Source organism: Shewanella carassii, from assembly GCF_002777975.1.
GTDB classification, from domain to species: Bacteria; Pseudomonadota; Gammaproteobacteria; order Enterobacterales; family Shewanellaceae; genus Shewanella; species Shewanella carassii.
The window spans coordinates 54,763-79,133 of the sequence record NZ_NGVS01000004.1 but is presented as its reverse complement, the minus strand read 5'-3'; the positions used below and the strand labels follow the sequence as shown (position 1 = coordinate 79,133).

Here is a 24,371-nt window from a genome sequence, read left to right as displayed (position 1 = left end):
GTCCTGGTGCTTTCATTCGAGCACCTATTTATCATTCTTTTTTCTCAGGTTCAGCATGACTACAAGGTATATCTTCGTTACTGGTGGCGTTGTTTCATCACTAGGTAAAGGCATTGCAGCGGCATCGCTCGCAGCAATTTTAGAGGCCAGAGGCCTGAATGTAACCATCATGAAGCTGGATCCTTACATCAACGTTGATCCGGGAACCATGAGCCCAACCCAACACGGGGAAGTGTTTGTCACTGAGGACGGCGCAGAGACAGATCTGGACTTGGGCCACTACGAGCGTTTCATCCGTACCAAGATGAACCGTCGCAACAACTTCACTACAGGTCGTATCTACGAGGAAGTGCTGCGCAAGGAGCGTCGTGGTGACTACCTGGGTGCCACTATTCAGGTGATCCCACACATCACCAACGCCATCAAGGAAAAAGTCCTCGAAGGCGGTGAAGGCCATGATGTTGCCATCGTTGAAATCGGTGGTACTGTGGGTGATATCGAATCTCTGCCTTTCCTCGAGTCTATCCGTCAGCTGGGTGTTGAACTGGGCCGTGAGCGCAGTTTGTTTATGCACCTGACTCTGGTGCCTTTTATCGGTCCTGCTCAGGAAGTGAAAACCAAGCCGACTCAGCATTCAGTTAAAGAGCTGCGTTCTATCGGTATTGCGCCGGATATTCTGGTTTGCCGTGGCGACCGCGCCATTCCAGCCACAGAGCGAGCTAAGATCTCCCTGTTCTGTAACGTTGAAGAGCGGGCGGTTATCTCCCTTAAAGACGTGGATTCCATCTACAAGATCCCGGCGTTGCTGCGCTCACAAGGGCTGGATGAGCTGGTCGTCAAGCGTTTTGGCCTGAGCTGCCCTGAAGCCGACCTGTCCGAATGGGAAAACGTGGTTTATCAGGAAGCCAATCCAAACAATGAAGTGACCATAGGTATGGTCGGCAAGTACATCGAACTGCCGGATGCCTATAAGTCTGTCAACGAAGCGCTGAAGCATGCTGGCCTTAAAAACCGGGTTTCAGTGAACATCAAGTATATCGACTCCCAGACTGTTGAAGTCAAAGGCGTTGAAGTACTGGAAGGCCTGGACGGCATTCTGGTTCCTGGCGGCTTTGGTGAGCGTGGTGTTGAAGGTAAGATCCTTGCCGCTCAGTATGCCCGCGAAAACGAACTGCCTTACTTCGGTATCTGTCTGGGTATGCAGGTTGCCCTGATTGAATTCGCCCGTCATGTCGCCGGCATGGAAGGTGCGCATTCTACCGAGTTCAACAAGGAAACACCTTTCCCTGTTGTGGGTCTGATCACCGAATGGGTTGATGAAGAAGGCAATCTGGAGCAGCGTGACGAGGCCTCAGATCTGGGTGGTACTATGCGTCTTGGCGCTCAGTTGTGTCATCTGATTGAAGGCACTAAAGCCGCTGCCGCATACAAGAGCAACACCTGTATCGAGCGTCACCGTCATCGTTACGAAGTGAACAACGCCTTCCGCGAGCGTCTGGAAAAAGCTGGCCTGGTGTTCAGTGGCTTATCTTCCGATCGTAAACTGGTCGAGATGATCGAGATCCCGGCGCATCCTTGGTTTGTTGCCGGTCAGTTCCATCCGGAATTTACCTCAACACCTCGCGACGGTCACCCTCTGTTTGAAGGTTTTGTCGCCGCCGCCAGTACTTACCAAAAGCGTAATCTGGGTTAAACTAGAAGAGCCGGACTGTTTAGGCAGCTCCGGCTTTTTTATCTCTGCAGGCGTTAAACAGAGATAAAGAGTGAGAGTTCAATACCCATATGAGAGACGCTGAACGCTCAGATGGGTATGGGTTTTTTCTTTAACTTTAATCGAGGACATTATGGCTAAGATCATTAACGTCATTGGACGCGAAATCATGGATTCTCGCGGTAACCCCACTGTAGAAGCTGAAGTGCATCTGGAAGGTGGTTTCATCGGTATGGCAGCCGCTCCATCAGGCGCTTCTACCGGTAGCCGTGAAGCGCTGGAATTGCGTGATGGTGACAAGGCCCGCTATCTGGGTAAAGGTGTGCTCAAGGCTGTTGACAACGTGAACGGTCCTATCCGTGAAGCTCTGCTGGGTAAAGATGCCACGGCTCAAGCCGAGCTGGATGGCATTATGATCGCGCTGGACGGCACCGAAAACAAAGACAAGCTGGGCGCCAACGCCATTCTGGCAGTGTCTTTGGCTGCCGCCAAGGCCGCTGCTGCCTTCAAGGGTATGCCACTTTACGCTCACATCGCTGAACTGAACGGGACTCCTGGCCAGTACAGCATGCCGGTTCCTATGATGAACATCTTGAACGGTGGCGAGCATGCCGACAACAACGTCGATATTCAAGAATTCATGGTACAGCCAGTCGGTGCCAAGAGCTTCCGCGAAGCCCTGCGTATGGGCGCTGAAATCTTCCACAACCTGAAGAAGGTGCTCCAGTCCAAGGGCCTGAACACTGCCGTGGGCGACGAAGGTGGTTTTGCGCCTAACTTGTCATCCAATGCCGATGCCCTGGCGGTTATCAAAGAAGCCGTTGAAGCTGCTGGCTACAAACTGGGTACTGATGTGACTCTGGCGCTGGACTGTGCCGCTTCCGAGTTCTACAAAGATGGTAAGTATGACCTGGCCGGTGAAGGCAAGGTATTCGATTCCAACGGTTTCTCTGACTTCCTCAAGTCATTGACCGAGCAGTATCCTATCGTTTCTATCGAAGATGGCTTGGATGAGTCTGACTGGGACGGCTGGGCTTACCAGACCAAGATCCTCGGCGACAAGATCCAACTAGTGGGTGATGACCTGTTCGTGACCAACACCAAGATCCTGTCTCGTGGTATCGAGCAGGGTGTTGCCAACTCGATTCTGATCAAGTTCAACCAGATAGGTTCTCTGACAGAGACTCTGGCCGCTATCCGTATGGCCAAAGAAGCCGGTTACACTGCCGTTATCTCTCACCGCTCAGGTGAAACTGAAGATGCGACCATTGCCGACTTGGCAGTAGGTACCGCAGCCGGCCAGATCAAGACAGGTTCTCTGTGCCGCTCTGACCGTGTTGCCAAGTACAACCAGTTGCTGCGTATTGAAGAGCAACTGGGCGCCAAGGCAGCCTACCGCGGCCTGAGTGAGATCAAAGGTCAGGCGTAATTTTCGCCTCCAGTTTCAAAAGGCCGCCACTTGGTGGCCTTTTTTGTTGTATAATGTATTGATTTTATTGGTTTTTGTTTTTGTGTTGACCACCTCTTGACCACACCTTTAGGCAAAAAGACTGTCCCTAAGTGGATAGTCTTTTTTTGGTGGTGCCCATGAGACTGCTTTAACCTGATTTCTGTTTGCGAAAATATGGCGTCACGTATCTCTCTATACCGGGTAAAGTTTTGCTTCAAATTTAGTGCGCTAATGCCTGTCGAACCAATCCCCCACAGCAATCGAATACTGTGTCACTTTAGCGACTACTCGGTGCTAGCAAAGCCGTTTACCTTTGTCGCATGACACTGCTCTAAATGACCACACTGAAAATGGCTTCCTCAAAGCACAGTAATTTATTAAATTAGTTTTTGTTAATTAGCTTGCTAAGCCCTGTAGCCCCTTGGTTTATGCTCGAGCACTTCGATCTTTGATCTTCTCTTTATTTTGCTATCTTGCCGTGTAAATTGGTGTTTCCCCATTACTATTCAATGAGTTGGCGTTTCGCCCTCAGATCGTTGCGATCATTAATTGTTGGACAAAACGGTAAAAACCAAGACAAAAATCCAGTTTTATACAATCCCTTTGCTCCGCCAGCGGCCGCTTGTGCGCTGTTTTTCTTCCCAAAAACTGGACAAATTTTTTCTGTAAAATTTTTCTATCGCAAAACCCGCGGTGGTGGGGGGAGTTGTGCGGATTTCGTGAAAAATTCCGGCGATGACGTGGCGTGCGAATACACACGACAAAATACTACCGTGGACACAAGAGGCGATGCAGGGCTGTATACGCACAAAAAAGGCCCAGAGTAGGGCCAAGGCTTGGGTACAGTCGTGCTCAGGCAGAGCGGATTAGGCATCCCTTCTTTCGAAAGGATGATGACAGGAGTCGCCTACCTGGGCACAACGAAGAGTGTAGACGTTGTTTTGGATGTTTGCGCTAAATCAGAGGGGTTAGTGTGTCTTGCAGGGTTTTGGCTTGACCGCTTTGGCCACTGAAGTCGCCGGCTTGTTGCGGTTTGCCCGTTGGGGTGCCTTCCTTTCCGGTTGGGTGGGTATGAGCCGCGGCGGTTTTGGCAATCGCTTCCACCACGTTCATGAGTTGCAGCAGTAGCTGGTAGATGTTGGTTTCCTCACTCCCTGCCCAATGCTTGGCGGCAATCGACTTTCGCAGTTTACCAATGGTTTCCAGCAGGTTTTCGCCGGCGATGACTTCATGGTTTTGCTCTGTTGCAATCCCGGTACCGGTTAGGCCCAGCAGCGTGAGCCAGTTCGCGGCGATATGGCGCTGACCCAGTGCTTGCTCAATATCATCTCCTTCCGTCAGTCTTTGATGGGCACCAAGGCGCTGTGATTGGTTATCGCTGCTGATGGTCATCGCTTGGCTGGACAGTGTCATTTGCTGCTCTGTGTGCAGCTGCTGGCTGCCGCCACTGTCGATACGGTGCAGCCCTTCGTTGAATTGGCACAGATAGTCGCCATTGCTCACCCCAGGCATAGACCAATCCAGCCCAAGAATGGTGCGCACAAACGGGCGGTGGCTATGCCCAAACGCAAACCCGAGTTCCACAATGCTCCCGGGCTGGGCAAAGGCAAACTGCCCTTGGCCATGGTGGAGTGAGCCGGGCAGGGGCACGTTCTGAAATACCGGTACCCGCTTGTTATCACTGCCGTCCGGGTTGAGCAATTGCACATCGACCCCAAGCGCTGGCCGATATGGGGTTTGCTGATGGCCGGCTTTGACGGGTTCACAGATAGCCACCACGCGCCCGAGTTGTGCCAGGTGGGTCTGTGTCCCGAGTTCGGGAAACTGCTGTTTCATTTCCCGCTGGGTTTGGCTTTCGGGATGCTTCCATTGCAGCGTCAGTTGCTCGCCATCAAACATCAGTTGCGAGATACGTTTTCCATTGACCTGACTTTCCGGCCGAATGGCGGGCAACATCGGAATTTGCACGCCGGTGGCGGCCTTCTCACCGCAGTACAGTTTGGGTGTTACTGAGATAGGGCGGCTGGCCCAGTGACAATCCGGCCAACTGCCAAGCCAGATGCTGCCATCGGGTTGGCTGTACCAGGTGTAATCCTCAAGCCCGAACATCACCCCCAGCTGCGCCAATAGACTGTAGCCTGTGCCTTGGTGAGTCAGGTTGGCGATTTGCGTAACCGCCGCCTGCTCAGTGCAATACAGCACCAGGCCTGTTTGGGCGGCGATATTGTCCAGCACCTGTTTAAGCGTGGGATGGGTCAGTGACAGCGGCAGGGCGCCGGCGAGGATGGCGGCCGGCTCTCGCAATATGATCCGGTGATGTTGCGCGGTGAGTGTTTCCACGGCATCCACATAGCCGGTAAACCAGGTTCGCGGCTTGTCGTATCCCAGGGCGATGGATACCAAGGTGCCGATGGGTACCGGTGAGGCCAGGGTGATAATGGCCCGTCCCGCGGTGCCTTGACTGAGCACCGCTTTGATTGAGGTTAACGGCTTGCTCTCACCTTTGATGATCAACTGCTGCTCTAACTTCATAGCGCGACCTTATTGGATGCCGCCAATGCCTGGCTGAACTGTGCCTGGTTGAGTTGTTGCGAGGCTTGGGGCTGCTGCATGGTGCGCAGCTCTTGCTGTTCGGCAACGCTGCGCACTTCTTTCAGTGAGAATGCCACTTGCCAGGCCAGCAGGTTGCTTTGCTCCGTCAGGCTCAATTGGCCGGCAAACTTCACCAAGCGGCATTTGACGACGCGGGCGGTGCCGTTACCGATGCGAAAGACTTTGCGACTGCCGTCTTTTTCCGTCATGCGCGACAATTCAAACAATCGGGTGGCCACTGACTCGGCGGTGAATTTCAACGTGCCGGTGATCTTCAGTTCTATCGCCTTGTTGCCTTGTTCGGCGGTAACCGTTTGCGCACTGCGGCCGGACACATCGGTGTCAGCCAGATTGGCGCTCACGGCGACCTTCATGTTGTCCAGGCTGATGGCTTCACCATCGAGGGTTAACATCACTGACATAGTTGCTCGTACTCTTCCAAAGGCTCGGGGCTGACCAGGCAGCAGGCGATGACATGGCGGTAAGGGGGCAAAACCCATTGGGTGATAGTTTGCTGCAGCATGGCCGGCGAACCGCTTGCTTTACGCCCCCATAGCTCTCCTTGCTGAGGCGGCTGCTTGAGAATGCGCTCATGGGTTTGCCTGGCACTGTCCCAACTGCGGCGAAAACTCACCAGCGCGTTTTTAAGCGGCTCAGGTGTTGCCGTCATGGCATTGAGTGCATTAGTGCTGAAAAGCTGCTTACGTTGCCATTGGCTGGCTGGAAGCGGTGTTTGCCGCCAGTATCCGTTAGGAGGGCGCACCGGCAGATGAAACTTGTCCTGACTGACCGCATCCAGCAGGCGCAAGGTATCGGTCTGCCACCAGGCAAATCCCCGCAGTTGCTGAAAGGCGTGCGCTTTTTGCTGGAGCGTTGCCAGGCTGTGAGCAAACAGGGCCATGAAATACAGCCGGTACTCACCGGGCGGCAGCAGTGCCAGGCTGGCTCCGGCTTGAATGTTGGGCGGCGTATCCCCTTGAGGGAGCGTCAGCAGGTACATGGGGTGCGGTTCCTCTTGAAGGTTAGCGGCCATCAGTTCGCCGGGTATTGTTTCATGCAGAGTGTCCCGCCTTGACTCGACATCTTGTAGCCTTTCATGCAACGCATTGATAGGGTTATCGCTTTGCCGCGGTAGTTGCCGACCAGGCCTGCCCAATGGAAATTGAGGGCAAACTTTTTTTCTACCCAGGTCAGGGTTTGGTAAGCGTAGGCGGTACCGATTTTGGTATTGCCGGCCAAAATATCCAGTTCAAAGTGTACCGGGCGAACCTCGTTCCATGTGTTATCCACCTGGCCAACAACGTTGACGCTTAACTCCAGCGTTTGGGTATGGCTGGCAACGGTGAGGATGGGGCCTGATGTATGACTAATCACCAGCGGTGATGACAAGCCTTGAGCGCGAACATTGCCGGCACTGAAGATGGGCCGGGAAGATATTTGTGACCATGGGTGAGTATGTGAGCCAGTGGCTAAGCCGCTGCGGGCTTCTGCGATAACCTGGGCTTTGGTGCGGCCTTCCAGTTTGGCACTGTCTACTGCCTTGCCTGTGGTTGGCAGATAGCTGCCTTTGGGTTGAAAACGGCTATTGGCCTCGGCTTCGGTATAGTAGCGGTCATCGTGGGTGTGACCGTTGGCAGATAGGCCACTGCGGGCCTCGCTTACCACTTGGGCTTTGGTTCGACCTTCCAGCAATGTGCTATCGGCAGCCCTGGCGGTTTTCCCCAAAAAACGGCTATTGGCCTCGGCTTCGGTAAAGTAGCGGTCATCGTGGGTGTGGCCGTTGACTGACAGACCACTGCGAGCCTCGCTCACCACTTGGGCCTTGGTTTTGCCTTCCAGTTTGGCGCTGTCTGCCGCTTTGGCCGCCAGCCCCAAATAACGGTCATCATGGGTGTGACTGCTGGATGCCAGGCCGCTGCGGGCTTCTGCGATAACTTGGGCTTTGCTCTTGCCTTCCAGTTTGGCGCTGTTGCCGGCAATGCCGGTTAAGTCATTGAGGGTGAAGGTCACCGCGCCCATGCGGCCATTTACTGAGGTGACGGACTCTGTGTTATCGGTTTTGAAAAACGCATCTTCACGCGGGCTGTAGTTGAGCTTGTCGCCGGCGCTGTATTGCACTCCATTGACAGTGCCGCCGGCGGTCACAAACCAAAAAGCCGATACCAGACGGCCCTGGCCTTGATCATCGGTAATGTAGGGCTTGGCAGGGTACTTGCCACTGGCGGCGCTCCACGGCCCCATGTCTGTGACCGCCCCTTGTCCCAGGGCCACCGAATAGTCGAGCCGCTTTTTCAACATCGCCAGTGCGGCCGAGCTGGGAACATGGACGGCGCTGTCCAAATCGGTCGCCTGACTGATCTGGCTTTTCTGCAGGTACTGGCTGTGGGGATCGGCATCCAGCAGATGCTGCTCCAATCCGCCTTTAAGACGGGCATCCCGCCATTGTTCACCTTCCCATCGTGCCAGTAGCGCGAAATGATGTTTGAAGCCTTGTTCATCGGTGTAGGGCGCCGGCACGCTGGTGAGGTGTTGCAGCGTAAAGCGGGTTTCCCAGGCGCCGGTGGCGGTGCCGGCTTGCCAGAGATCAAGCACCAACATTGGCCCGCTGCCGCCGATGGCTATTCTGTCCGGCGTGTGGACTCGCAGGCCATCGACATAACCTGCGCCGGCTTCGCAATACCATTGCCCGTCCTGATGAATAGGGGCAAAGCCTTGGCCGAGAAAGGCCGCAGGGCCGTAAATATCCTGATTGGCTTTGGCATCATCCTGCATTAACCCGGCAAAGCGTTGCTGGTAATCCACCATCCAGGTGCTGGCGTCTACCTGCAAATGGGTGGCTTGTGCCGCGCCGTCATAGGCCATGACCAAGGTCTTGACCAAACTGTTGCCGGTTTGGCTTTCGGTAGAAGCAAACTTGTGCTCCATTCCCTTGTAAATCGCCATTCCGATGGTGCCACTGGCTTTGTTAGTCAGAAATATCGCGTTAAAGGCAAAGTCGCCCACGCGGGTATCGAGTACCAGTGCATAGGCGATAGCGTTGTGGTTGAGGGCGCCGACTTGAGTCGGGGCCTGGCGATGCACAATCCATTGCGGCTGGCATTCCACCTGGTTTCGGTCGACGGGGGCGTTGGGATCCAAGCCCGGAATATTGGCCAGCAGGATCTCATCCAGGACCACGCTTTGGCCGGACAATTCACACTGAGTTCGGTACGCCTCAAAGACGCTGGGGATAATGTTTTGGCTCATGGATTTCTCACTGAATAGCTGGCGATATACACCTGGTGCTCAAGGTGCATGGCGTCCGCACGAATGATCATGCTGACCGGATACGTCACTTCATAACGGTAGCGGCGGCAAGTGCGGCCATAGAGGCGGATTACGGCGGCGACCAGCGCCTGGTTTTCACTGATGGCGTTGTCGGTCAGCTCAATGTGAATGACATCCCAATCCGTGTCTGGCAGGCGCTCTTTGACCTTGACCTGACCCAATCCCAAGCGCTCAAAGATACGTTTAAAGCCCGCGGCGCTGCCGGCATCCTGATAGTTTTCCCAGGCGTATTTCACCCGCAGGCGATAAAGCGCTAAAGGCTCACCCTCCAGGCGGCTGACGCTGCGCTCCCAAGCCAACAGCCTGAGTAATCGCTCATGGCAGGTTTGGGGATCTTGCTGTGACAGCGGCCATAGCAGCCAATGCTTAAGGCGTTGCCAAAACTGATGCAGACCTTTGACCAAAAAGGCCGGCTCTTTCGGCTCGTGTGGCAAGGTTTTACCGTCCATCCACCAAGGGGCGCAGGTGGCCGGGAGTTTAGGGGCATGTTTATCGTGTTCCACTGTCGCGTTTCTCCAGGGTGAGGCTGTCAAGGATGGGCAGGGTGCGGGCGCTGGTGATGTCCCCTTGGTCAAAATGGATCCCGCCCAGGGCCGGCAGTGATTGGTGCAGCTCGGTGATCAGCTGTGACATGCTGAAGGTGCTCATCGGCCAGACCCGGGTGATAGACCCAAAGCCGTCATGTTGACGAAAGGCGGCTTGAATACGTTGCTCCAGTTCCTGGCCCAGGCGCGCTTTGTCTTGCTCGGCGGCATGCGGGGACGGCCAAAAGTGACCGCTCAGGGTATGAGGGACGGTCGGCATGGCAAACACCTGCAAGTCATCACCATGGCCGTGAAAGCCGGCGGCAATATGCTGATTGACCTTATCAAGCACGGCGCTCGGGACTTCGCCGACCGGCATGAAAATGTAACAGTTGGCTGTGCCCGGGCCACGCGGCGCATCGTGCTCAAATACCATGTAGTCCACGCGGATCCCCGCCGCTTGCGCAACCACATCCCGATAGACAGCATCAATATGATAGTGACCGGCAGCGCCGTAGCGATTACGGATCCGCAGTGCCAGCGCTTCATCGGTTTCTTCGGCTTGCCCGGGGCGAACTATCCAATCCGGGGCGTTGCTGACTTGGGCAATGCCCTCAATCGGGGTGATCAAGCGGTTGAAGTACCCTGAAGGCAGATTGTGTCCCTGTCCTGGCTCTGTGGCTTCGCATTCGATTAAGCCAGAGGCCACGCCCGCGGCCAAAGTGGCAGTCTGGCTGGTTTTGACGGCCAATATTTTGCCGTCAATCGGCAGGGTTTCCACAATAGTGCCGGCGGCAACCGTCACCGCCTGCTGCGGGGCGCTTTTGACAAAGGTCAGGTAGCCCTTCAGCGTGGTTGCCGGCAATCGACTCACATCAACGTCCCGGCCCTTGAGCTCCAGATAAAACCCTTTGGCCGTTGATACAAACATGGCCGGCAAAACGTGCCCGGCGACCAAGGTGTTTATCAGCCACAGGGTCGGGGTGACCACCACCGCTTTGATAAGGCGCCAGAATGGCGACATAGTGCGGTCGTTGGCGATTTGGCTGCCGGCCTCTTTGACGGTGTGCTCCAGCGCCGAGGTGACCGCTTCCTCGGTGGTGGGAATACCGGAATCGGCCAAAGCCTGTTTAAAGTCTATTTGGGGTGTCATGGTGTCAGCTCCAGGGTAATGCGTGCTTGTTCCAAGGTGACGGCTTCCAGCACGTAGCGCTCCGGGCTGTGCTCGGTTATCCAGATGCTGCCGGCTTGCAAGCGCAAATCTTCCTCCACCAGGAGTTCGATTTCGGTCAGGACATCGGCGCGTTCTGCGCGGCTGCGGTTCCCCAGCAGCTTGCGAGCAAGGCCCGATTCCATGATGGTGTGCTTAATGTCCTGGGCGATGGATGGCACGTTGGCAATATGCTGCGGCTGTTGACCGTCATCCATCACCAGGCCGCCATCATCAATTTTCAGATCAAGGTATTTATCCAATGGTCAAAATCCTCTCTTCATCCAGGCCCAGCAGACTGAACTCAGGCAATGGCCGGTGAATATGAATATCCCCGGTCTGCACGCTGTGGCTGGTCTGCGGCCCTTGGGCAGGTGAGGGATACAGGGTGGCCAGTGGTGGGCTGCTCGGCTGTGGCGGCGTGATGATTTGGTTAATGGGTTGCATGGTTGACAGCGATGCCTCAATGGCGACCTGAGTCGGTGCGGCCGCTTTGCTGGGCGCAGTGTGCTGCAACAACGGCGGCATTGGGGCGCTGACAATCGGCTTGGCTTGGGAGAGCGGCGCATCAACAGGAGGTGCCAGCAACGGCGTGACGGTTGGCGTCACAGGCTGGGGCATGCTCTTGGCTAAAAGCCCTGACCATGGCACCGGGTTGTTCTCGCCCTCGGTGCGCTGGGTGAGTTCGGTCACCGCAGTGGATACCAGGGGTGGTGCCTCCGGCAGCTCAGGCTTTGGCAACTCAATATCGATACCAGGGATATGATTGAGCAGCTCAATCACAGAGGTAAACAGCGAGCTTAGGGTGCGGCCGATGGCCGCCAGGAAATTGCCCACCATGGCGCCGACTTCTTTGCCGGTACCGGCAAATCCCTGCAACTCGTCATTGGCGTATTGAATGGGTTTGACCCAGTCATAGATAACACTGCCAATGGCTTTGACCTTATCCCACATCCAGCCAAAGAGCTGGGCCATCGGCTCGAATGCCTCGAATACCCCGCTTGAGCGCAGCCCTTCAACAAAGCCGGTAAAGAAAGACTTTATCGGCTCCCAGTAGCGGATCACCATGATGGCCCCAATTGCCAGGGCCGCTATCAGCAGGCCAACCGGGTTGACTGCCATCAGCAGGTTCAGCATGGCTTGGCCGGCCGCCACAATCTTGGTGGCTGCGGCCTGGCGCAAACTGGCCACTGTCATGCCTTGAATGGCCGTTGTCAGCGCCGTGTAAGTACTGGTAAGCCACAGCTGCGCGCCGGCCAGATTACCGAAGGTAAACAGCATCGCCTTGAATGGCAGGTTCAGCGCCCACTGCGCAGCAGCCAGCGCCTTGGTGCGGGTGGTACTTATCAGGGTGCTGAGGCTAAACGCCTGCGTGGAGAGCGTGAGTTTGCCAAGCGTACCATTGAGCAAGGCCAGCACTGGGGATAGGGCCGCCGCGCCGGTGCGCATCATCGCCAGAGCCGCACTGCCGGCACTGATGGTGGCGGTCAGTGCGGTAAACCCTGTCACGCCAACCAATACCACTGTGGTCAGGGTAGGGTATTGCTCGGCAAGGTTACTGATGCCATCAAGCAGCCAGATAAAACCACTGGCGACTCGGTTGACGGTGGGCAACACCGCCTGGCTCAAGGATTCTTGCAGTGAACGCCAACTGCCGCTCAGTTGCTTTAAGGTGTCGGTGTGGGACGCGGCCAGCGCATCAAGCGCCTGGGTACCGGGCGCTTGCATTTCGCCAAGCGCTTTGCGAAAGGTATTCCCCTGGCGCAGCAGGGTCTGAATGACCATCGCCGCATCGCCGGCTTTCTCATCCAGCAGTTCAAACTCGGTGGCGTCCAACTCACCAAAGCGGGCTTTGACCTGATCCAAAATATCCAGGATGGGGCGCATTTGCCCTTTGGCATCGAGGGTGTTGATCCCCAGCTCGCTGAGTTTGCTGCCTTCACGGATAAAGGCTTCATAGAAAGAGGCGGCATCCGACTCGGTAAACTCGGCCTGCAGCGCCCCGACAACCGCAATTTGCTCGGGCAAGCTGATGCGGTAGTTCTTGGCCAGTGACGAGATGGATTCCATGGCGCCGGCCATTTCATCTGCTGTCACCCCAAACGTGCGGGCGGCCACGGCATTCATGTTTGCCAGGTTGGAGACAAAGTCGACTTTGCCGATGCGCTCGGCTTCGTCCTGGTAGGTATGATACAGCCGGCCTAAATACTTGCTGACCGCTTGCACATCGGACTCGGTCGACATGCTGAGTTTGGCTGTGGCGGCGGTTATTCCCGCCAACTCGGACTCATTGACTTCGCCTATCGCCCGTTTGACGGTGCGGGCATGACCGACAAACTCGCTGCTGGCCAGGCCAAACTCGCGGTTAAATGCCTGGGCGCTTTGCCGCAGTGTATCCAACTCACCGTCCAGGCCAAGCCCTTGCAGGGTTTTGAGTTGCCGCTCCAGCTCCACGCCGGGCGCCACGGCAGCATAAACACCGGCGCCTGCGGCAATCGCGGCGCCGGCACCGGCCATCAAGTCATCAAAGTTGCCCCGCAGCTGAGTCTGAAACTCAGTGGCCTTTTGGTTCAACTGCTCCAGGTGACCACCGACTTTGCCGAGGCCGGCACTGAGGCGATCACTGAGGCTGATGTTGACTTTGAGTTCTTCGTTGCGGGTGCTCATTTATTTCCCGGTAAATGCCTTGCCAATGCCGGCGGCGGTACTGGTGCTGCTCAGTTGCCAGTGACGTTTGTCCAACCACATGGCCATGGCCAGGTTGTCGTCGCTGTCATCCTCGCCGGGCAGATAGTGGCGCCTGAGCGCCAACAACTGCCCCAAGGGGTTACGTTCCAGCTGCTCAGCGGCAGCGGTTATTTTTTTAGTGTCACCTCGACACGGGGCGCAAAGTGCTTGACCAAGACCTCACCCATGCTCTGTGGTGCGGCGGGTTGTTCATCCATCAAGGTTTGCAGCGTCGCCTTGTGATCCGCTATCACGGTGGATTCCAGAAACTGGATCACCGCGCCGGATGGGTTGTTGGGGCTGGCGTTCACCAGGCGGTTATAGGCCGCAGTGGTCACCAAGAAGGTGTAGTCAGTGTCTTGGACTGTGAGTGTGAGTTGCTTTTTCATGGGTGTCTCCGGGTTTTCAGTTCGAGAATTTCTTTGATGTGGGCGAAGCCTTGATCGATGCGTTCATCAATGCGCTGCGCCCACAGCTCCAGATCTTGTTTTTTGCTGTAGTGCTCATGCACCAGGGCTTTAAATTCGTGCATTTGCTGACGGTTTTGCTCTATGGCTTCGCGAATAAGCTCCATCTGCTTGGTGTGATGCCGGGCGACAGGCACCACGATGGCGACGATGATGCTCAGGACTGCCAGCAACACGCTGACAAAATCAAGCAGGCCAATGCTCATGGTTTTCCTTTTCTAAAGATGCTGTTTTTGGGGTTGGCGCCGAGCCAGAAATTAACGGCGGCGCCGGTGAAACCGATGATCTGCCCGAAAATAAACACCGCCAGATCCCGGTTTTCCGGGGGAATGACAGTGCCAACCACGACCCAGACCAGATAAGAGGTGATGGCCAGAAACACCAAGGTGACCACGGACACCATGGGGTGATCTTTGTGCTCTTCCCGGGCGTGCTGAATGTCGGCAATGCGCCTGGCTTCGCTGTTGGCCGCTTCGGTCAGTTCGGCCATCTGCAATTGGGTCAACTGAGAGCGGTGCTCATGCTCCAGCTTTTGCAGCTCCAGCAGCAGTTCGGGGTGCGCCCTGAGTGCGGACTCGATGGCCTCGGGTTTATCTTCGACGCCCAGGGCGCCGGCAATCAGACTGCCGACCTTTTCGCCGTAACGGCCGCCGAGCAAGCTGCCAATCAGCGGCGCGGCATTACCAATCAGGCTTTTGACCTTATCCCACATAATCACCTCCGTATTCCTTCAGCCACTGACCACTGACCATTTGCTGGCGGTGACGCTCGGCCCGTTCAGGGGTTTGCAATGCCCAGAGACTGTCCAGCATGGCGTGGCCTGCATCGGTCCAGCGGTTGTCCGCGATGGCTGTCAGCATCTGTTTGAAATGACCAAGGCCGGTGAGGCCCATTTGATAAGCCATCGACAGCAACACGGCTTGGCGGGCATGGTTGCAGTTGCACATGGCGGCGTTGATCAACGGGTGGCGATAGGTCTTCTCGGTGAGTTCATCCACCAAAGAGGCCAGCCAGGCGTTGCAGGTGCGGTCATTTAGCTCAAAGGTGTAGTGTTCAAGCGGCGCGCCTTTCGGGCCAATCCGAAAACCGATGCCGATGGTCGGGAACCCCTCTTTGCAGTAGTAGGGTTTGAGCTTGCGGCCTTCTTCCAGATTGAGCAGGGTGATGACATTCGCTGCCATTAAAAGTCCCTCGTCGTGAATTGGCTGAGGTAGGGGACGCCATCAATCTTGATGAAGTCCGGCGAGGAGACAAAGCCTTCCAGACTGTGTTTGTTCTTGTCGGCGTTGCTGGTATCAATGTTGAGCAAGTCGGTGAGTTTGAGCTTGACGCCGAACAGCTCCAGGTGTTGCTCTTGCTTGAACGCTTTGCCGAAGCAGTCGATGTCAAAGGGCTCCAGATCTTGCCAACTGCCGGCCGCCTTGGCGGCTTCGGTCAGAATGGCAAACTGCACCGAATCCAGCTCCAGGGTGACCGCGGCTTCCGAGGTGCCGAGGGTAAAGCCATCGGTGACTCCGCGAGTCATGGCGACTTGTGTGTTGTCGGTGATGCTGACACTCATGTTGTCTACCATCACCAAGTGACTGCCTACGCGAATATCGAAGGCCATTGCAGAGAGTTTCATGCTCATCGGTTGCTCCTTAATGACTCAAGTACAGCATGACGCCGATGCTGATAGCTTTGGGGCTGTTCCAGGGCGTGGCTTTGACGAACAGTTGCAAGTGCTCGTGTGATAGCCAGTTGAGGGTGATAGCGTCATCACCGGGAGGCTGGATTTCACCCGGGAAAGGGGTGCCGGCAATGGTGGTGCTTTTCGCCATTTCCCGCAGGGGGGCGGCGAACTGGCTTTTAGCGGCAGCCATTGAGCTGGGCGAAGAGTTGACGCTGCGGTCGGCAATACTGGGAATGGCCAGAAGTCGAACCCGGCGAGCGGCTTTCATCAAGACCCGCAGATGTTCAATGACCTGAAAGTCACCGCCTTCTGCATCCAGGGTGCGGCCATCGGCCCAATACACTCCGTCATAATCCGGGAATGTGGCGATCACATTGAGGCGGCTCTTTTCCATGGCCTGCAGGGTGGCGCTGTCAACTTCTTGCCCTTCACTGTCCTTGACTGGGGCACCGAGGCCAACCAAGGCGCCGGTTTTGACACGCATCGGACTATCGGCAACGGTGACACTGCGATTGCACAGGCGCCCGGCCAGACAGCCCAGGTTGTTACCATGGGTGGGGGGAACCAGCATCACCGCCTCGGCTTTAACGCCATCTTGCAGCGCCGTCATGGCAGCGAGGTACTGGGCCCAGGTTTCTGTTACCGGGGCGGCTTTGCTGCTTTTGCTGCTGACTTCTTCGGTGAGTAGGCCGCGAAGATTGAGCATCACAAATGACCAGCGCGCCCACTTGGCTACCAGTTCGCTGTGCAAGCTCTGTGCTTGGGTCAGTACGGCTTTGTCACTGACCGGATCGCAATAGACAATCCCTTCAAAAGAGCCGGTTTTCTGCGCCAGCCTGGCGGCTTGCTCCCAGGTGGTGTCGGCATCGAGTGCCCAGACACCGGCGGTCCAGTTCTGGCCGCCGTTGAGCATGGCGGCCTGCAGCTGGGTTTTCAACGCACTGTCTGCGGCGCCAAGCAGTTGATCAAAATCAGTCTGGGTATTGGCATTGAGCAGTACGTTTTTTTCAGACGCCGCCGGACAGCTGCCGATGAACAGCAAATGCCGTTCAATCTCGGTGGCCGGCCCTTGGGCCTGATTGAGTAAACTCACGTTAATAGTTGGATACATAGTCAGTCCTGTGGATTGAGTAAGAAGCGCTGCAGCTCAGCCATGACGACATCGTCATGAGTGGACAGCAGCTGCCTGGCGGGAACCTTTATCGTCCAGCGCAATTTGGCGCGGCGGCCGGTCAGGCGTTTCAAGATGGTGACGGCCTGGCGCTCGGATAGATGGGTGCGGATCCATTTAATGGATGGCGCTTTGTCTTGCGCTATCCCCCGGCCATTTTTATGACGGATGGTGTAGCCGGCGTGCTTGAGGGCCTTTGCCAGTTTGGGGCTTGGCGGGCCGTCATTGCGGCGTCGATACATGCGAGCGGCTTGTTTGGCGGTGCGTTGCTGGATCATCCCGTGGTGGTGCTGATGGGCAATCATTCGCCGGATGCGGTGTTTGAAGCTGATCTCCACTTCATCCCCTTGCACCCGGTAACTGAGATAACGCCCCATACCCACCAACTGGCGCTTTTTGGGTTTATGGCGCTTGATAGGTTGCCAAGATCGCCCCTGTGGCGTTTGGCCTCGGCGAATATGGGCGGCGTTGGCTCGCAGGGCTGCTCGCCCGAGCCGTTGAGTCAGCTTGGTGCGTTGCCCTTTGGTCAATTGCATGGCTTGGAGTTGCATCAGCAATTTATCCAGGTTGAGGATAGGTGCATCACTTGCCATCGCTGGTCTCCAGCTCAGTCACCACCTGGATACTTTCAGCCACATACAGTGGCGGCACGTCCAGGCGCCAGCGGCGGTTATCCAATAGCACCGGGCCTTGGGTGTCCGGGATCAGATGCATGGCTTCACACAGCATCACATCGATATCAATGTCGATTTTGTTGTCATCGACCTTGTTGGTATCAATGCGAATTTGCTGCTCTTCAGGGCTGAGCATGTCGCGGTCACTGTCGTGCTCCATCACCCAGGCGCCTACCTGGGCAAACAAACTGGCGGTATCAACCAAGGCAAAGGGCACATCTTCCATGTGAATGGCGCTGGTATAGATAAAGTGCGCCAGGCGTAGGCCGTTGCCTTCATCTTTGGGAGCGAGTACCAGCGCGGCCGGCTCCATCCAGCTTTCAACCTGGTGATGCAAGGTGGCCGGAAGGTGCGCCAATAACGACTGCGTCAGGGCGCGGTGCAAATAGCCGGTACTCATATCAGCGTCACCCTGACATCGCTGCAATCAAGCAGGCGGTTAATGTGGGAATCCGCCTCTGTCATTAGCGTGGCCCTGGGTTCCCGCTCTTGCTCATAGGCGTTGTTGGCTTCGCTGCGTTGAACAACGGAGGCAAACTCGGGCAGTAACAGCGCCTTGGCGCGGGCATGAACCGCGTGCCGGTAACACTCGGCAGCCCAACTGCTGCCACTGAGTTGCAAGCCGGGAATATCATTGGCCGATGTGATCCCAAGGTGCTGCCAATGCACCGTCTTATGTGCGAGCAGGCTGTTGGTGTGCGTTGCCGCATTCAGCAGCGCGGCCGCCATCACTTCGCCGGCCAGCTCTGCCGGCAGTTTTCGAAGGCGCTGAAACTCGCTCACCGACAAGTCCGGCCAAAAGCCGTTATTGGTGATGGTTTGTTCCACTTGGGTGGTGGGATTACCGTTGAACATATCAGCGCCTTTAATGGGTGCGGTGCAGCCGGGATAAACACATTGGGTGATTGAGTGAACTCAATGGCAATGGATTGTCCCCGACCGCCCCGCGTGGGGTAGTCATTGGTTATTCAGGGCGTTAAGACGCATCTGAATACGGGTTATCAGGGTTTTGACCCCGATTTTGGGATACTCCTGATGGGCCATTTCAAACAGCTTGAGGGCGGTTTCCAGTGTTTGGCGGTCATGGATATGGCTTGGTAAACCGTTGTCTGCCGCTTGGCTCAGCACATATTGGCCGGCCAGTTTGCAGTAGCGGGCACACAGCGCCTCGGGTAATCGCCAGTCACTGCGCATGTGGCTCAGGACTATCGCAAAATAGGGATCTATCGGTTGCCGGGCCTCGAATTGACGCTCGGCCCATTGATAGATGGTGTCGGCGGCAAATACGCACAGTGGCCGCCTGAACGGGCTGGGTTGCCCCTGTTTGATGGCGGTGCCGGCATAGGCCAGGGCCAGATCAAACTGCTCAGTGTCAAACAGCCAGATGATGCATTGCACAAAGATGGTGTGGACATAGACTTTCCCCGCCGCCAAATAGCGCTCCACTTCCGGCAGATAGCGGGGCAGCAGCGTGTCCCGTTTATATGCCTGACGGTCTTCCTGGCGACTGAGTTGTTTGATGAAGCGGATATCTTCATCAAACTGCCGGTGCAGAGTGCCGTTGTCGGTACCGAGGCTCGGCGCCGACACAAAGGTTTGCTGTTCTCGCCAATCGGCGGCAGGGGAAATCATGTTTTACTCCGACACCAGCGAGGCCGCGACATCGGCGGTTGAGGCCGGGCCATTGCCGGTTGCCTCTTTATCTTTGCTGCCGGCTTTAGTATTGGCTTGCGCATCGGCGCCGGACTCTTGTTCCTTGGGTTCCTTGGGTTCCTTGGGCTCCTTGGCATCCAGCGTCAGCGAGGCCGGGGCGGCTTGCGGGGCGTCCGGATTGGGGCCAATGGTCACTGCCGACTCGTCAAAGGAGGCGTAGGCTTCCAGGCGACCAACGGCATAACCTTCCATACGCCAGTAGCTGGACTCGAACTGCATCCGATCTTCATTGTCAGCGGCCTTGCGGCGGCGAGAGCCTTTCTGAGTCAGGATCTGCAAGTTCTTCAGGAAGGTCACCACCACCCGTTTCCCAGGGAAAAACGGCGGCACGTAGGCTTTGCGACCGGCAATGGTCTTGGCCAGGCTCTGGGCGGCCTTGTGCTCTGTGGGGGTATCAGCCGCTTCCAGCAGACGGTGTTGCTCGGCGCTGACCAGATCACGCCCCACCAAAACCACCAGATTCGGGTCGTTCTGGTAGACAGGATCGATTTGGCTATTGATAAGGTCCTGCACCATGGAATCGAGGTTCTTGTATGTCCCTTTGCCGCCGGCATCCAGATAAACCGGGGTGGTGACAATCTGCTCCGGGGCGCGTTCTTTCACGAACTGCTGCCAGCCTTTGTTAACGTCCTGGCCCAGCGGATAAGTGCTCGGTGCGGTAGGGCGGGCGACCTTGATGCCGTTGAAACCGATTTTCAGCATGTCCAGGGCAAAGTTCTTGTTGGCGTTGTTGGTCATCAACTTGATGAACTGGCCTTCAGTACCGCTGTTGCCCCATACCGCCAACTCGGCCCAGGTGACGGCCCAGCAGGAGTCGGTTTCGACCAGCTCATACTTGATCCCGTCTTTACCCGGGTAGGCACGGAAACGGGCATTGTCACCGCGGCCGGTCATCAAGGTGCCGGTACCGACATCAATAACCTGGCCCTGGATTTGGTCTACATCCAGCAGAGACAGCTCTTTGAGGAATGCATCGGATTCGAGGATCTTCTGCCGCAGCTTGATCTCCATCGGCTCCGATAGACTGAACTGCTTGGTGGCGTCATTGATCCCATAGGCCTTTTGAATGGCCAGGGTGTACTGATTGAGGCAATGCTCAGTGCGCGTGGTCTTACTCATTACACCACATCCTCATAGTCATCAGCGCCGGTGATGCCGGCAGGGTTGGGCTTTTGGCCGCCGGGAATGGCGCCCAGCTGTACTATCTGCTGTTGCATTTGCGCCAGCTGTCCAGCCAGTTGGGTGACTTGCTCACCGGTGCTTTTCAGCGCCTGGTTTTCACTTTCCAGCTCGGCCAGACGCGCTTTGAGCTGGGTGAGTTCATCGCCGTGCGTGTCGGTGTCTTGGGTGTCATCTTCGGCTTTCGGTGCCGGCTGTGATGGCGCGGCGGCGAGTTTACTTAACAGGGTCAATGCCTGGTTCATCTGCTCGGAGAGCTGAGTCAGGGCATTGTTATCGGGATCAGGCATAGTGACTTCCGTTTGAGAGGGTTTGGGTGTTTCCGGGTGGTGCCGGAATTGGCTCAGGGATTGCGCCAGGCGGGCAAATACGCCCGGCTCGGGTTTGGGAGCTAGCGTGGCCAGCTCAATAGGCAACTGCTCAGTGACCGCCAGGCGTTGCTGCTGGCTGCTTAATTGGATGCGTTCAAGACCAAGGCAAGCCGGCTGATCGGTAAGGGCGGCACCGACCAGGTAAGGCTTGCCGGTATCAGAGAAATCGGGGTCAATCTCCAGCGACATATAGCAAAGCTGCTGGCGCTCATTGAGACGCAGCATGTCACTGGAAGGGCGCAGCTTGGCGTAAATCGCGGTCTTGTCACCGAATGGCTCAGCCTTAATGGCCAGCACATCACCTACCGGGGAGCGGTCATAGCTCCACTCGTATAGATGCACCGGATAAATACGGGCTTCATACAAAGCGGGATCATAGTTGGCGGCAATATCCAGCAGCACCTGCGCGTCCAGCGGACGTTTATCGGCGGTGGTGCCGGAGGTGCATACCCGGATCCAATCTGTGCTGAGAGTTGATTGCGGCATGGTGGTGCTCATCCTGAAATTTGGCTCAGGATAGGCGCAGTCAGCAGGCGACGCATGCGCGTCAATCCCGGCTTATTCCGATATTGACCATCGCGGAATAGCCCGGAATAAAAGCGCATTGGACCGGGAGTTTGGCCCCCTATGATGGCCGCATCTGTTCCCCACTAATGCAGTCATGGCCTACAACGAAGAAATCCGTCACGCCGCCCGCCGCCTTTTTCTGATGCACCGCACCCCGGATGAAATCGCCCGGGAGCTGAACTTGCCGCGCAGTACGGTTTACGCCTGGATCTCCAAATATGCCTGGGCAGAGCAACTGCATGAGTTCGGCTTGCTGGAGAGTATCGAGCGCCGGGTGCAGTCGCTGCTGGATATACCGGTCAAGAACAGCCTGCAGGTGAAAGAGCTGGAGCTGCTGATTGACCGGCACTTGAAGCTGGTCGCCGCCAAGTTAAAAAGCACCGCCCAGAGCGAGGCGAGTCAGCAGGCTATCAGCCCGGGGCCGGGTAGCAGTGATGACAAACCGAAAAGTAAACGCCGCGGCCGTCCGATAAAGAATGATGTCACCTCGCTGAGTGAAGCAGATCTGGAGAAGTGGCTGGCGTGCCTGTACCCGTTCCAAAGACGGATGCACGACAACCTGCACCAGCGGATCCGCAATATTCTGAAATCACGGCAGGTGGGCTGGACATACTACTGCGCCGGCGAAGCCTTTATGCAGGCTGTGTTGACCGGTGATGACCAAATCTTCCTGTCAGCCAGCCGGGCACAGGCTGAGGTCTTTCGTACTTACATCATCAAAATTGCCCATGAGCTGTTCAATATCGAGCTGTCGGGCAATCCGATTGTGCTGCATACCGCCAAAGGAAAAGCCACGCTGCGTTTCCTGGGCACCAACTCCAATACCGCGCAGAGCTACTCCGGCCACCTCTACACCGATGAGTATTTTTGGATCCGCGACTTTGCCAAGGTGAAGAAGGTATCCAGTGCGATTGCGACCCATAAGCACTGGCGCCTGACCTACTTCTCCACGCCTTCCAGTGAAGAGCATCCGGCTTATCCGTTCTGGACCGGGGATGAATGGAAGGGCAATGACCCTAAGCGTAAAACCGTCCCCTTTCCCACCTTTGATGAATACCGCGATGGCGGTCGTTTATGCCCCGATGGGCAGTGGCGCTATGTCATCACCATGGAAGATGCGGTCGCCCAGGGCTTTGACCTGGTTGACCTTGAGCAGCTGCGTAACGAGCGCTCTGAGCTGGAATTTCAAAACCTGTTCATGTGCGTGTTTGTCAGCAGCGCCAACGCCATTTTTACCCTCAACAAAATCATGCACTGCATGACAGATTCGGCTCTTTGGCGGGATGTTGCCTGGCATACGCCGCGGCCGTTCGGGGAAAAGGCGGTGTGGATTGGTTATGACCCGAGCCGCACCACGGATCCGGCCTCATTGGTGGCGATTGCGCCGCCTGAAACGCCCAAGTCCCCGCATCGCTTACTGGAGCGGGTACGCCTTAAGGGGATGTCCGCCAAGTACCAGGCGCAGCAAATCTTCAAGATGTGCGGCAAGTACCGAGTTACCCACATTGGTATCGACATGACCGGCATTGGCCGGGATGTCTACGACTTGGTTTATGAGAAATATCCGGGGATCACCATGGGGTTTCACTACTCCATCGAGTCGAAAAACTCCCTGGTGTTCAAGATGGTGGATTTGGTGGATGAAAAACGGCTGCTGTGGGATGCCGATTACAAAGACATTGCGCTGTCGTTTTTGGCGATACGCCGGGTGGTGACCCGCAGCGGTAACAGCGTGACCTTTGCCGCCAACCGCACCCAGGAAACCGGGCATGCAGATGACTTTTTTGCGCTGGCTCATGCCTGTAGTAAAGAGCCTTTGAACAACGAAATAGAGAGAAAGAGTGAATGGAAAATTTACTGAGTGACGCCGGCGCCGAGCAGCAAGACAGTGTGATGGCGTTTTCATTTGGCAGTGCCGAGAGGCTGCTCAAGGATACCTGGCTGACCGACATGGCCGGCGTTCGCCTCAATGAAGAGTTTGGATACTATGAGCCGCCGCTTGACCGCAAACTGCTGTATCAGGTTGCCAATGGCAATGCCTACCAAGGGCCGGTACTGCTGGCGCGGCGCAATATGATTTTGAACGCCATTCAGACCAAGGGAAAACTGACCCGCAATGTCCTGGGGCCGGCTATTCACAACTACCTGCTGTTTGGCGATATGGCCTTATTGAAAATCCGCAATCGAGCCAGCGGTGTCGTGGAGGCCTATCCGCTGTCGACCCACTATTTACGCCGCTGCCCGGATGGGCACTTCAAGTACCTGGAAGAGGATGTGTACGGGCATGTTACCGCCCGGCCATATCGGGCCGAGAATGTGGCCTTTTTGCCGCAGTATGATCCGATGCAGCAAGTGTATGGCATGCCGGATTATATCGGTGGTCTGCAATCCGCCATGCTCAATACCGATGCCACGCTGTTCAAGCGGCGCTACTACAAGAACGGCGCCCACATGGGTTACTTGCTGTACGCGTCAGATCCGAAACTCAGTGATCCGGACAAGAAGGCGATAGAAAGCGCCCTGGCTCGCAGTAAGGGGGCGGGTAACTTTCGCAATATGTTTATCAATATCCCGGATGGCAAAGAGAAGGGGATCCAGGTGATCCCCATTGGTGACTTTTCTTCCAAAGATCAGTTTGCCAGCGCCAAGAATATCAGCGCCCAGGATGTGTTGACGGCCAACCGCTTTCCGGCCGGGATGGCGGGGATTATTCCCCAGGGCGCGGCAGGGCTTGGGGATCCCCTCAAAACCAATGATGTCTATCAGAGCAATGAAGTGCTGCCACTGGCGCGTGATATTGTGGAGTTTATCAACAGTGACCCCGACTTGGCTAAGCTGGGATCACTGAGTGTGCGTGAACCTTAATTGGGTTTCACCCACACCAACCCCTGGGGGATGAATGGGTCAACAACTGGCAGCTCCATTCCAGCATGGATCCCCAAGTTGGTCAGCGCCACAGCAAACTCGGCATAATACCACTCTTTTCTCTAATGAAGGGCCTGATGAATAGATTACC

Annotated in this window: 25 protein-coding genes; 4 read left to right on the top strand and 21 right to left on the bottom strand. The window is 56.2% G+C overall.

Translation table 11 applies throughout. From position 1 onward, the window contains the following. Positions 1–55: 55 nt before the first annotated feature. Positions 56–1,693, top strand: coding sequence for a CTP synthase (locus CBE72_RS01260; protein WP_100141953.1), 1,638 nt, complete (start codon positions 56–58; stop codon positions 1,691–1,693). 151 nt (positions 1,694–1,844) lie between these two features. After that, the gene (gene eno / locus CBE72_RS01255; RefSeq protein ID WP_039033728.1) at positions 1,845–3,140 is read left to right on the top strand and encodes a phosphopyruvate hydratase; all 1,296 of its coding nucleotides are present in this window, start codon (positions 1,845–1,847) and stop codon (positions 3,138–3,140) included. A gap of 975 nt (positions 3,141–4,115) precedes the next feature. On the opposite strand, the gene CBE72_RS01250 is transcribed toward eno, so the two are convergent. The 21 genes from CBE72_RS01250 to CBE72_RS01155 form a co-directional block, all read right to left on the bottom strand. Further along, on the bottom strand, positions 4,116–5,693 hold the full coding sequence (locus tag CBE72_RS01250; RefSeq protein WP_100141952.1) for a hypothetical protein: 1,578 nt from the start codon (positions 5,691–5,693) through the stop codon (positions 4,116–4,118). Next, entirely contained in the window at positions 5,690–6,175 is a 486-nt protein-coding gene (locus CBE72_RS01245) for a baseplate complex protein (RefSeq protein WP_052679020.1), read from the bottom strand. The genes CBE72_RS01250 and CBE72_RS01245 overlap by 4 nt, the downstream gene beginning before the upstream one ends. Further along, positions 6,166–6,786 (bottom strand): hypothetical protein, encoded by a 621-nt coding sequence (locus CBE72_RS01240; RefSeq protein ID WP_100141951.1) that lies wholly within the window; start codon positions 6,784–6,786, stop codon positions 6,166–6,168. The genes CBE72_RS01245 and CBE72_RS01240 overlap by 10 nt, the downstream gene beginning before the upstream one ends. Continuing rightward, entirely contained in the window at positions 6,786–8,999 is a 2,214-nt protein-coding gene (locus CBE72_RS01235; protein ID WP_100141950.1) for a phage tail-collar fiber domain-containing protein, read from the bottom strand. The genes CBE72_RS01240 and CBE72_RS01235 overlap by 1 nt, the downstream gene beginning before the upstream one ends. Next, on the bottom strand, positions 8,996–9,583 hold the full coding sequence (locus tag CBE72_RS01230; protein ID WP_229671893.1) for a phage tail protein: 588 nt from the start codon (positions 9,581–9,583) through the stop codon (positions 8,996–8,998). Before CBE72_RS01230 ends, CBE72_RS01235 begins: the two co-directional genes overlap by 4 nt. Then, a complete protein-coding gene (locus CBE72_RS01225) occupies positions 9,570–10,757 on the bottom strand; it encodes a baseplate J/gp47 family protein (RefSeq protein ID WP_100141949.1) in 1,188 nt (395 codons plus the stop codon). The genes CBE72_RS01230 and CBE72_RS01225 overlap by 14 nt, the downstream gene beginning before the upstream one ends. Further along, the gene (locus CBE72_RS01220; protein ID WP_100141948.1) at positions 10,754–11,077 is read right to left on the bottom strand and encodes a DUF2590 family protein; all 324 of its coding nucleotides are present in this window, start codon (positions 11,075–11,077) and stop codon (positions 10,754–10,756) included. Before CBE72_RS01220 ends, CBE72_RS01225 begins: the two co-directional genes overlap by 4 nt. Then, positions 11,070–13,481: a phage tail tape measure protein gene (locus CBE72_RS01215; protein ID WP_100141947.1), complete on the bottom strand. Its 2,412-nt coding sequence runs from the start codon at positions 13,479–13,481 to the stop codon at positions 11,070–11,072. The genes CBE72_RS01220 and CBE72_RS01215 overlap by 8 nt, the downstream gene beginning before the upstream one ends. Continuing rightward, positions 13,482–13,637, bottom strand: coding sequence for a DUF6890 family protein (locus CBE72_RS20045; RefSeq protein ID WP_156020546.1), 156 nt, complete (start codon positions 13,635–13,637; stop codon positions 13,482–13,484). A 32-nt stretch (positions 13,638–13,669) separates the two neighbouring features. Further along, positions 13,670–13,930 (bottom strand): putative phage tail assembly chaperone, encoded by a 261-nt coding sequence (locus CBE72_RS01210; protein WP_100141946.1) that lies wholly within the window; start codon positions 13,928–13,930, stop codon positions 13,670–13,672. After that, the gene (locus CBE72_RS01205; RefSeq protein ID WP_045284073.1) at positions 13,927–14,214 is read right to left on the bottom strand and encodes a hypothetical protein; all 288 of its coding nucleotides are present in this window, start codon (positions 14,212–14,214) and stop codon (positions 13,927–13,929) included. Before CBE72_RS01205 ends, CBE72_RS01210 begins: the two co-directional genes overlap by 4 nt. Continuing rightward, entirely contained in the window at positions 14,211–14,720 is a 510-nt protein-coding gene (locus CBE72_RS01200) for a hypothetical protein (RefSeq protein ID WP_100141945.1), read from the bottom strand. Before CBE72_RS01200 ends, CBE72_RS01205 begins: the two co-directional genes overlap by 4 nt. Next, positions 14,710–15,189 carry a glycoside hydrolase family protein gene (locus CBE72_RS01195; RefSeq protein ID WP_100141944.1) on the bottom strand — a complete coding sequence of 160 codons (480 nt, stop codon included), beginning with the start codon at positions 15,187–15,189 and terminating at the stop codon, positions 14,710–14,712. The genes CBE72_RS01200 and CBE72_RS01195 overlap by 11 nt, the downstream gene beginning before the upstream one ends. Beyond that, the gene (locus tag CBE72_RS01190) at positions 15,189–15,638 is read right to left on the bottom strand and encodes a phage protein (RefSeq protein ID WP_045284070.1); all 450 of its coding nucleotides are present in this window, start codon (positions 15,636–15,638) and stop codon (positions 15,189–15,191) included. The genes CBE72_RS01195 and CBE72_RS01190 overlap by 1 nt, the downstream gene beginning before the upstream one ends. A gap of 10 nt (positions 15,639–15,648) precedes the next feature. Beyond that, positions 15,649–16,791: a DUF2586 domain-containing protein gene (locus CBE72_RS01185; protein WP_100141943.1), complete on the bottom strand. Its 1,143-nt coding sequence runs from the start codon at positions 16,789–16,791 to the stop codon at positions 15,649–15,651. 2 nt (positions 16,792–16,793) lie between these two features. Further along, positions 16,794–17,444: a hypothetical protein gene (locus CBE72_RS01180; RefSeq protein ID WP_100141942.1), complete on the bottom strand. Its 651-nt coding sequence runs from the start codon at positions 17,442–17,444 to the stop codon at positions 16,794–16,796. Further along, positions 17,434–17,925, bottom strand: coding sequence for a phage tail protein (locus CBE72_RS01175; RefSeq protein ID WP_100141941.1), 492 nt, complete (start codon positions 17,923–17,925; stop codon positions 17,434–17,436). Before CBE72_RS01175 ends, CBE72_RS01180 begins: the two co-directional genes overlap by 11 nt. Next, positions 17,922–18,380: a head completion/stabilization protein gene (locus CBE72_RS01170; RefSeq protein ID WP_100141940.1), complete on the bottom strand. Its 459-nt coding sequence runs from the start codon at positions 18,378–18,380 to the stop codon at positions 17,922–17,924. The genes CBE72_RS01175 and CBE72_RS01170 overlap by 4 nt, the downstream gene beginning before the upstream one ends. Before the next feature lie 102 nt (positions 18,381–18,482). After that, positions 18,483–19,157: a phage terminase small subunit gene (gpM, locus tag CBE72_RS01165; RefSeq protein WP_052679007.1), complete on the bottom strand. Its 675-nt coding sequence runs from the start codon at positions 19,155–19,157 to the stop codon at positions 18,483–18,485. Between the two features lie 3 nt (positions 19,158–19,160). Then, positions 19,161–20,357 carry a phage major capsid protein, P2 family gene (locus CBE72_RS01160; RefSeq protein WP_100141939.1) on the bottom strand — a complete coding sequence of 399 codons (1,197 nt, stop codon included), beginning with the start codon at positions 20,355–20,357 and terminating at the stop codon, positions 19,161–19,163. Then, on the bottom strand, positions 20,357–21,274 hold the full coding sequence (locus CBE72_RS01155; protein WP_157929015.1) for a GPO family capsid scaffolding protein: 918 nt from the start codon (positions 21,272–21,274) through the stop codon (positions 20,357–20,359). The genes CBE72_RS01160 and CBE72_RS01155 overlap by 1 nt, the downstream gene beginning before the upstream one ends. Before the next feature lie 175 nt (positions 21,275–21,449). Between CBE72_RS01155 and CBE72_RS01150 the strand changes: the two genes are divergently transcribed. After that, a complete protein-coding gene (locus CBE72_RS01150) occupies positions 21,450–23,216 on the top strand; it encodes a terminase large subunit domain-containing protein (RefSeq protein WP_100141937.1) in 1,767 nt (588 codons plus the stop codon). Beyond that, positions 23,201–24,220 carry a phage portal protein gene (locus CBE72_RS01145; protein WP_100141936.1) on the top strand — a complete coding sequence of 340 codons (1,020 nt, stop codon included), beginning with the start codon at positions 23,201–23,203 and terminating at the stop codon, positions 24,218–24,220. Before CBE72_RS01150 ends, CBE72_RS01145 begins: the two co-directional genes overlap by 16 nt. Positions 24,221–24,371: the final 151 nt, after the last annotated feature.

Coding starts and splice junctions, on each gene's coding strand:
- CBE72_RS01175 (WP_100141941.1), bottom strand. CDS start 17,925: ATGAGTACCGGCTATTTGCACCGCGCCCTGACGCAGTCGTTATTGGCG.
- eno (WP_039033728.1), top strand. CDS start 1,845: ATGGCTAAGATCATTAACGTCATTGGACGCGAAATCATGGATTCTCGC.
- CBE72_RS01260 (WP_100141953.1), top strand. CDS start 56: ATGACTACAAGGTATATCTTCGTTACTGGTGGCGTTGTTTCATCACTA.
- CBE72_RS01185 (WP_100141943.1), bottom strand. CDS start 16,791: ATGTATCCAACTATTAACGTGAGTTTACTCAATCAGGCCCAAGGGCCG.
- CBE72_RS01225 (WP_100141949.1), bottom strand. CDS start 10,757: ATGACACCCCAAATAGACTTTAAACAGGCTTTGGCCGATTCCGGTATT.
- CBE72_RS01180 (WP_100141942.1), bottom strand. CDS start 17,444: ATGGCAAGTGATGCACCTATCCTCAACCTGGATAAATTGCTGATGCAA.
- CBE72_RS01245 (WP_052679020.1), bottom strand. CDS start 6,175: ATGTCAGTGATGTTAACCCTCGATGGTGAAGCCATCAGCCTGGACAAC.
- CBE72_RS01150 (WP_100141937.1), top strand. CDS start 21,450: ATGGCCTACAACGAAGAAATCCGTCACGCCGCCCGCCGCCTTTTTCTG.
- gpM (WP_052679007.1), bottom strand. CDS start 19,157: ATGATTTCCCCTGCCGCCGATTGGCGAGAACAGCAAACCTTTGTGTCG.
- CBE72_RS01155 (WP_157929015.1), bottom strand. CDS start 21,274: ATGCCGCAATCAACTCTCAGCACAGATTGGATCCGGGTATGCACCTCC.
- CBE72_RS01205 (WP_045284073.1), bottom strand. CDS start 14,214: ATGAGCATTGGCCTGCTTGATTTTGTCAGCGTGTTGCTGGCAGTCCTG.
- CBE72_RS01240 (WP_100141951.1), bottom strand. CDS start 6,786: ATGGCCGCTAACCTTCAAGAGGAACCGCACCCCATGTACCTGCTGACG.
- CBE72_RS01200 (WP_100141945.1), bottom strand. CDS start 14,720: ATGTGGGATAAGGTCAAAAGCCTGATTGGTAATGCCGCGCCGCTGATT.
- CBE72_RS01250 (WP_100141952.1), bottom strand. CDS start 5,693: ATGAAGTTAGAGCAGCAGTTGATCATCAAAGGTGAGAGCAAGCCGTTA.
- CBE72_RS01190 (WP_045284070.1), bottom strand. CDS start 15,638: ATGAGCATGAAACTCTCTGCAATGGCCTTCGATATTCGCGTAGGCAGT.
- CBE72_RS01145 (WP_100141936.1), top strand. CDS start 23,201: ATGGAAAATTTACTGAGTGACGCCGGCGCCGAGCAGCAAGACAGTGTG.
- CBE72_RS01210 (WP_100141946.1), bottom strand. CDS start 13,930: ATGAAAAAGCAACTCACACTCACAGTCCAAGACACTGACTACACCTTC.
- CBE72_RS01195 (WP_100141944.1), bottom strand. CDS start 15,189: ATGGCAGCGAATGTCATCACCCTGCTCAATCTGGAAGAAGGCCGCAAG.
- CBE72_RS01215 (WP_100141947.1), bottom strand. CDS start 13,481: ATGAGCACCCGCAACGAAGAACTCAAAGTCAACATCAGCCTCAGTGAT.
- CBE72_RS01160 (WP_100141939.1), bottom strand. CDS start 20,357: ATGAGTAAGACCACGCGCACTGAGCATTGCCTCAATCAGTACACCCTG.
- CBE72_RS01170 (WP_100141940.1), bottom strand. CDS start 18,380: ATGTTCAACGGTAATCCCACCACCCAAGTGGAACAAACCATCACCAAT.
- CBE72_RS01235 (WP_100141950.1), bottom strand. CDS start 8,999: ATGAGCCAAAACATTATCCCCAGCGTCTTTGAGGCGTACCGAACTCAG.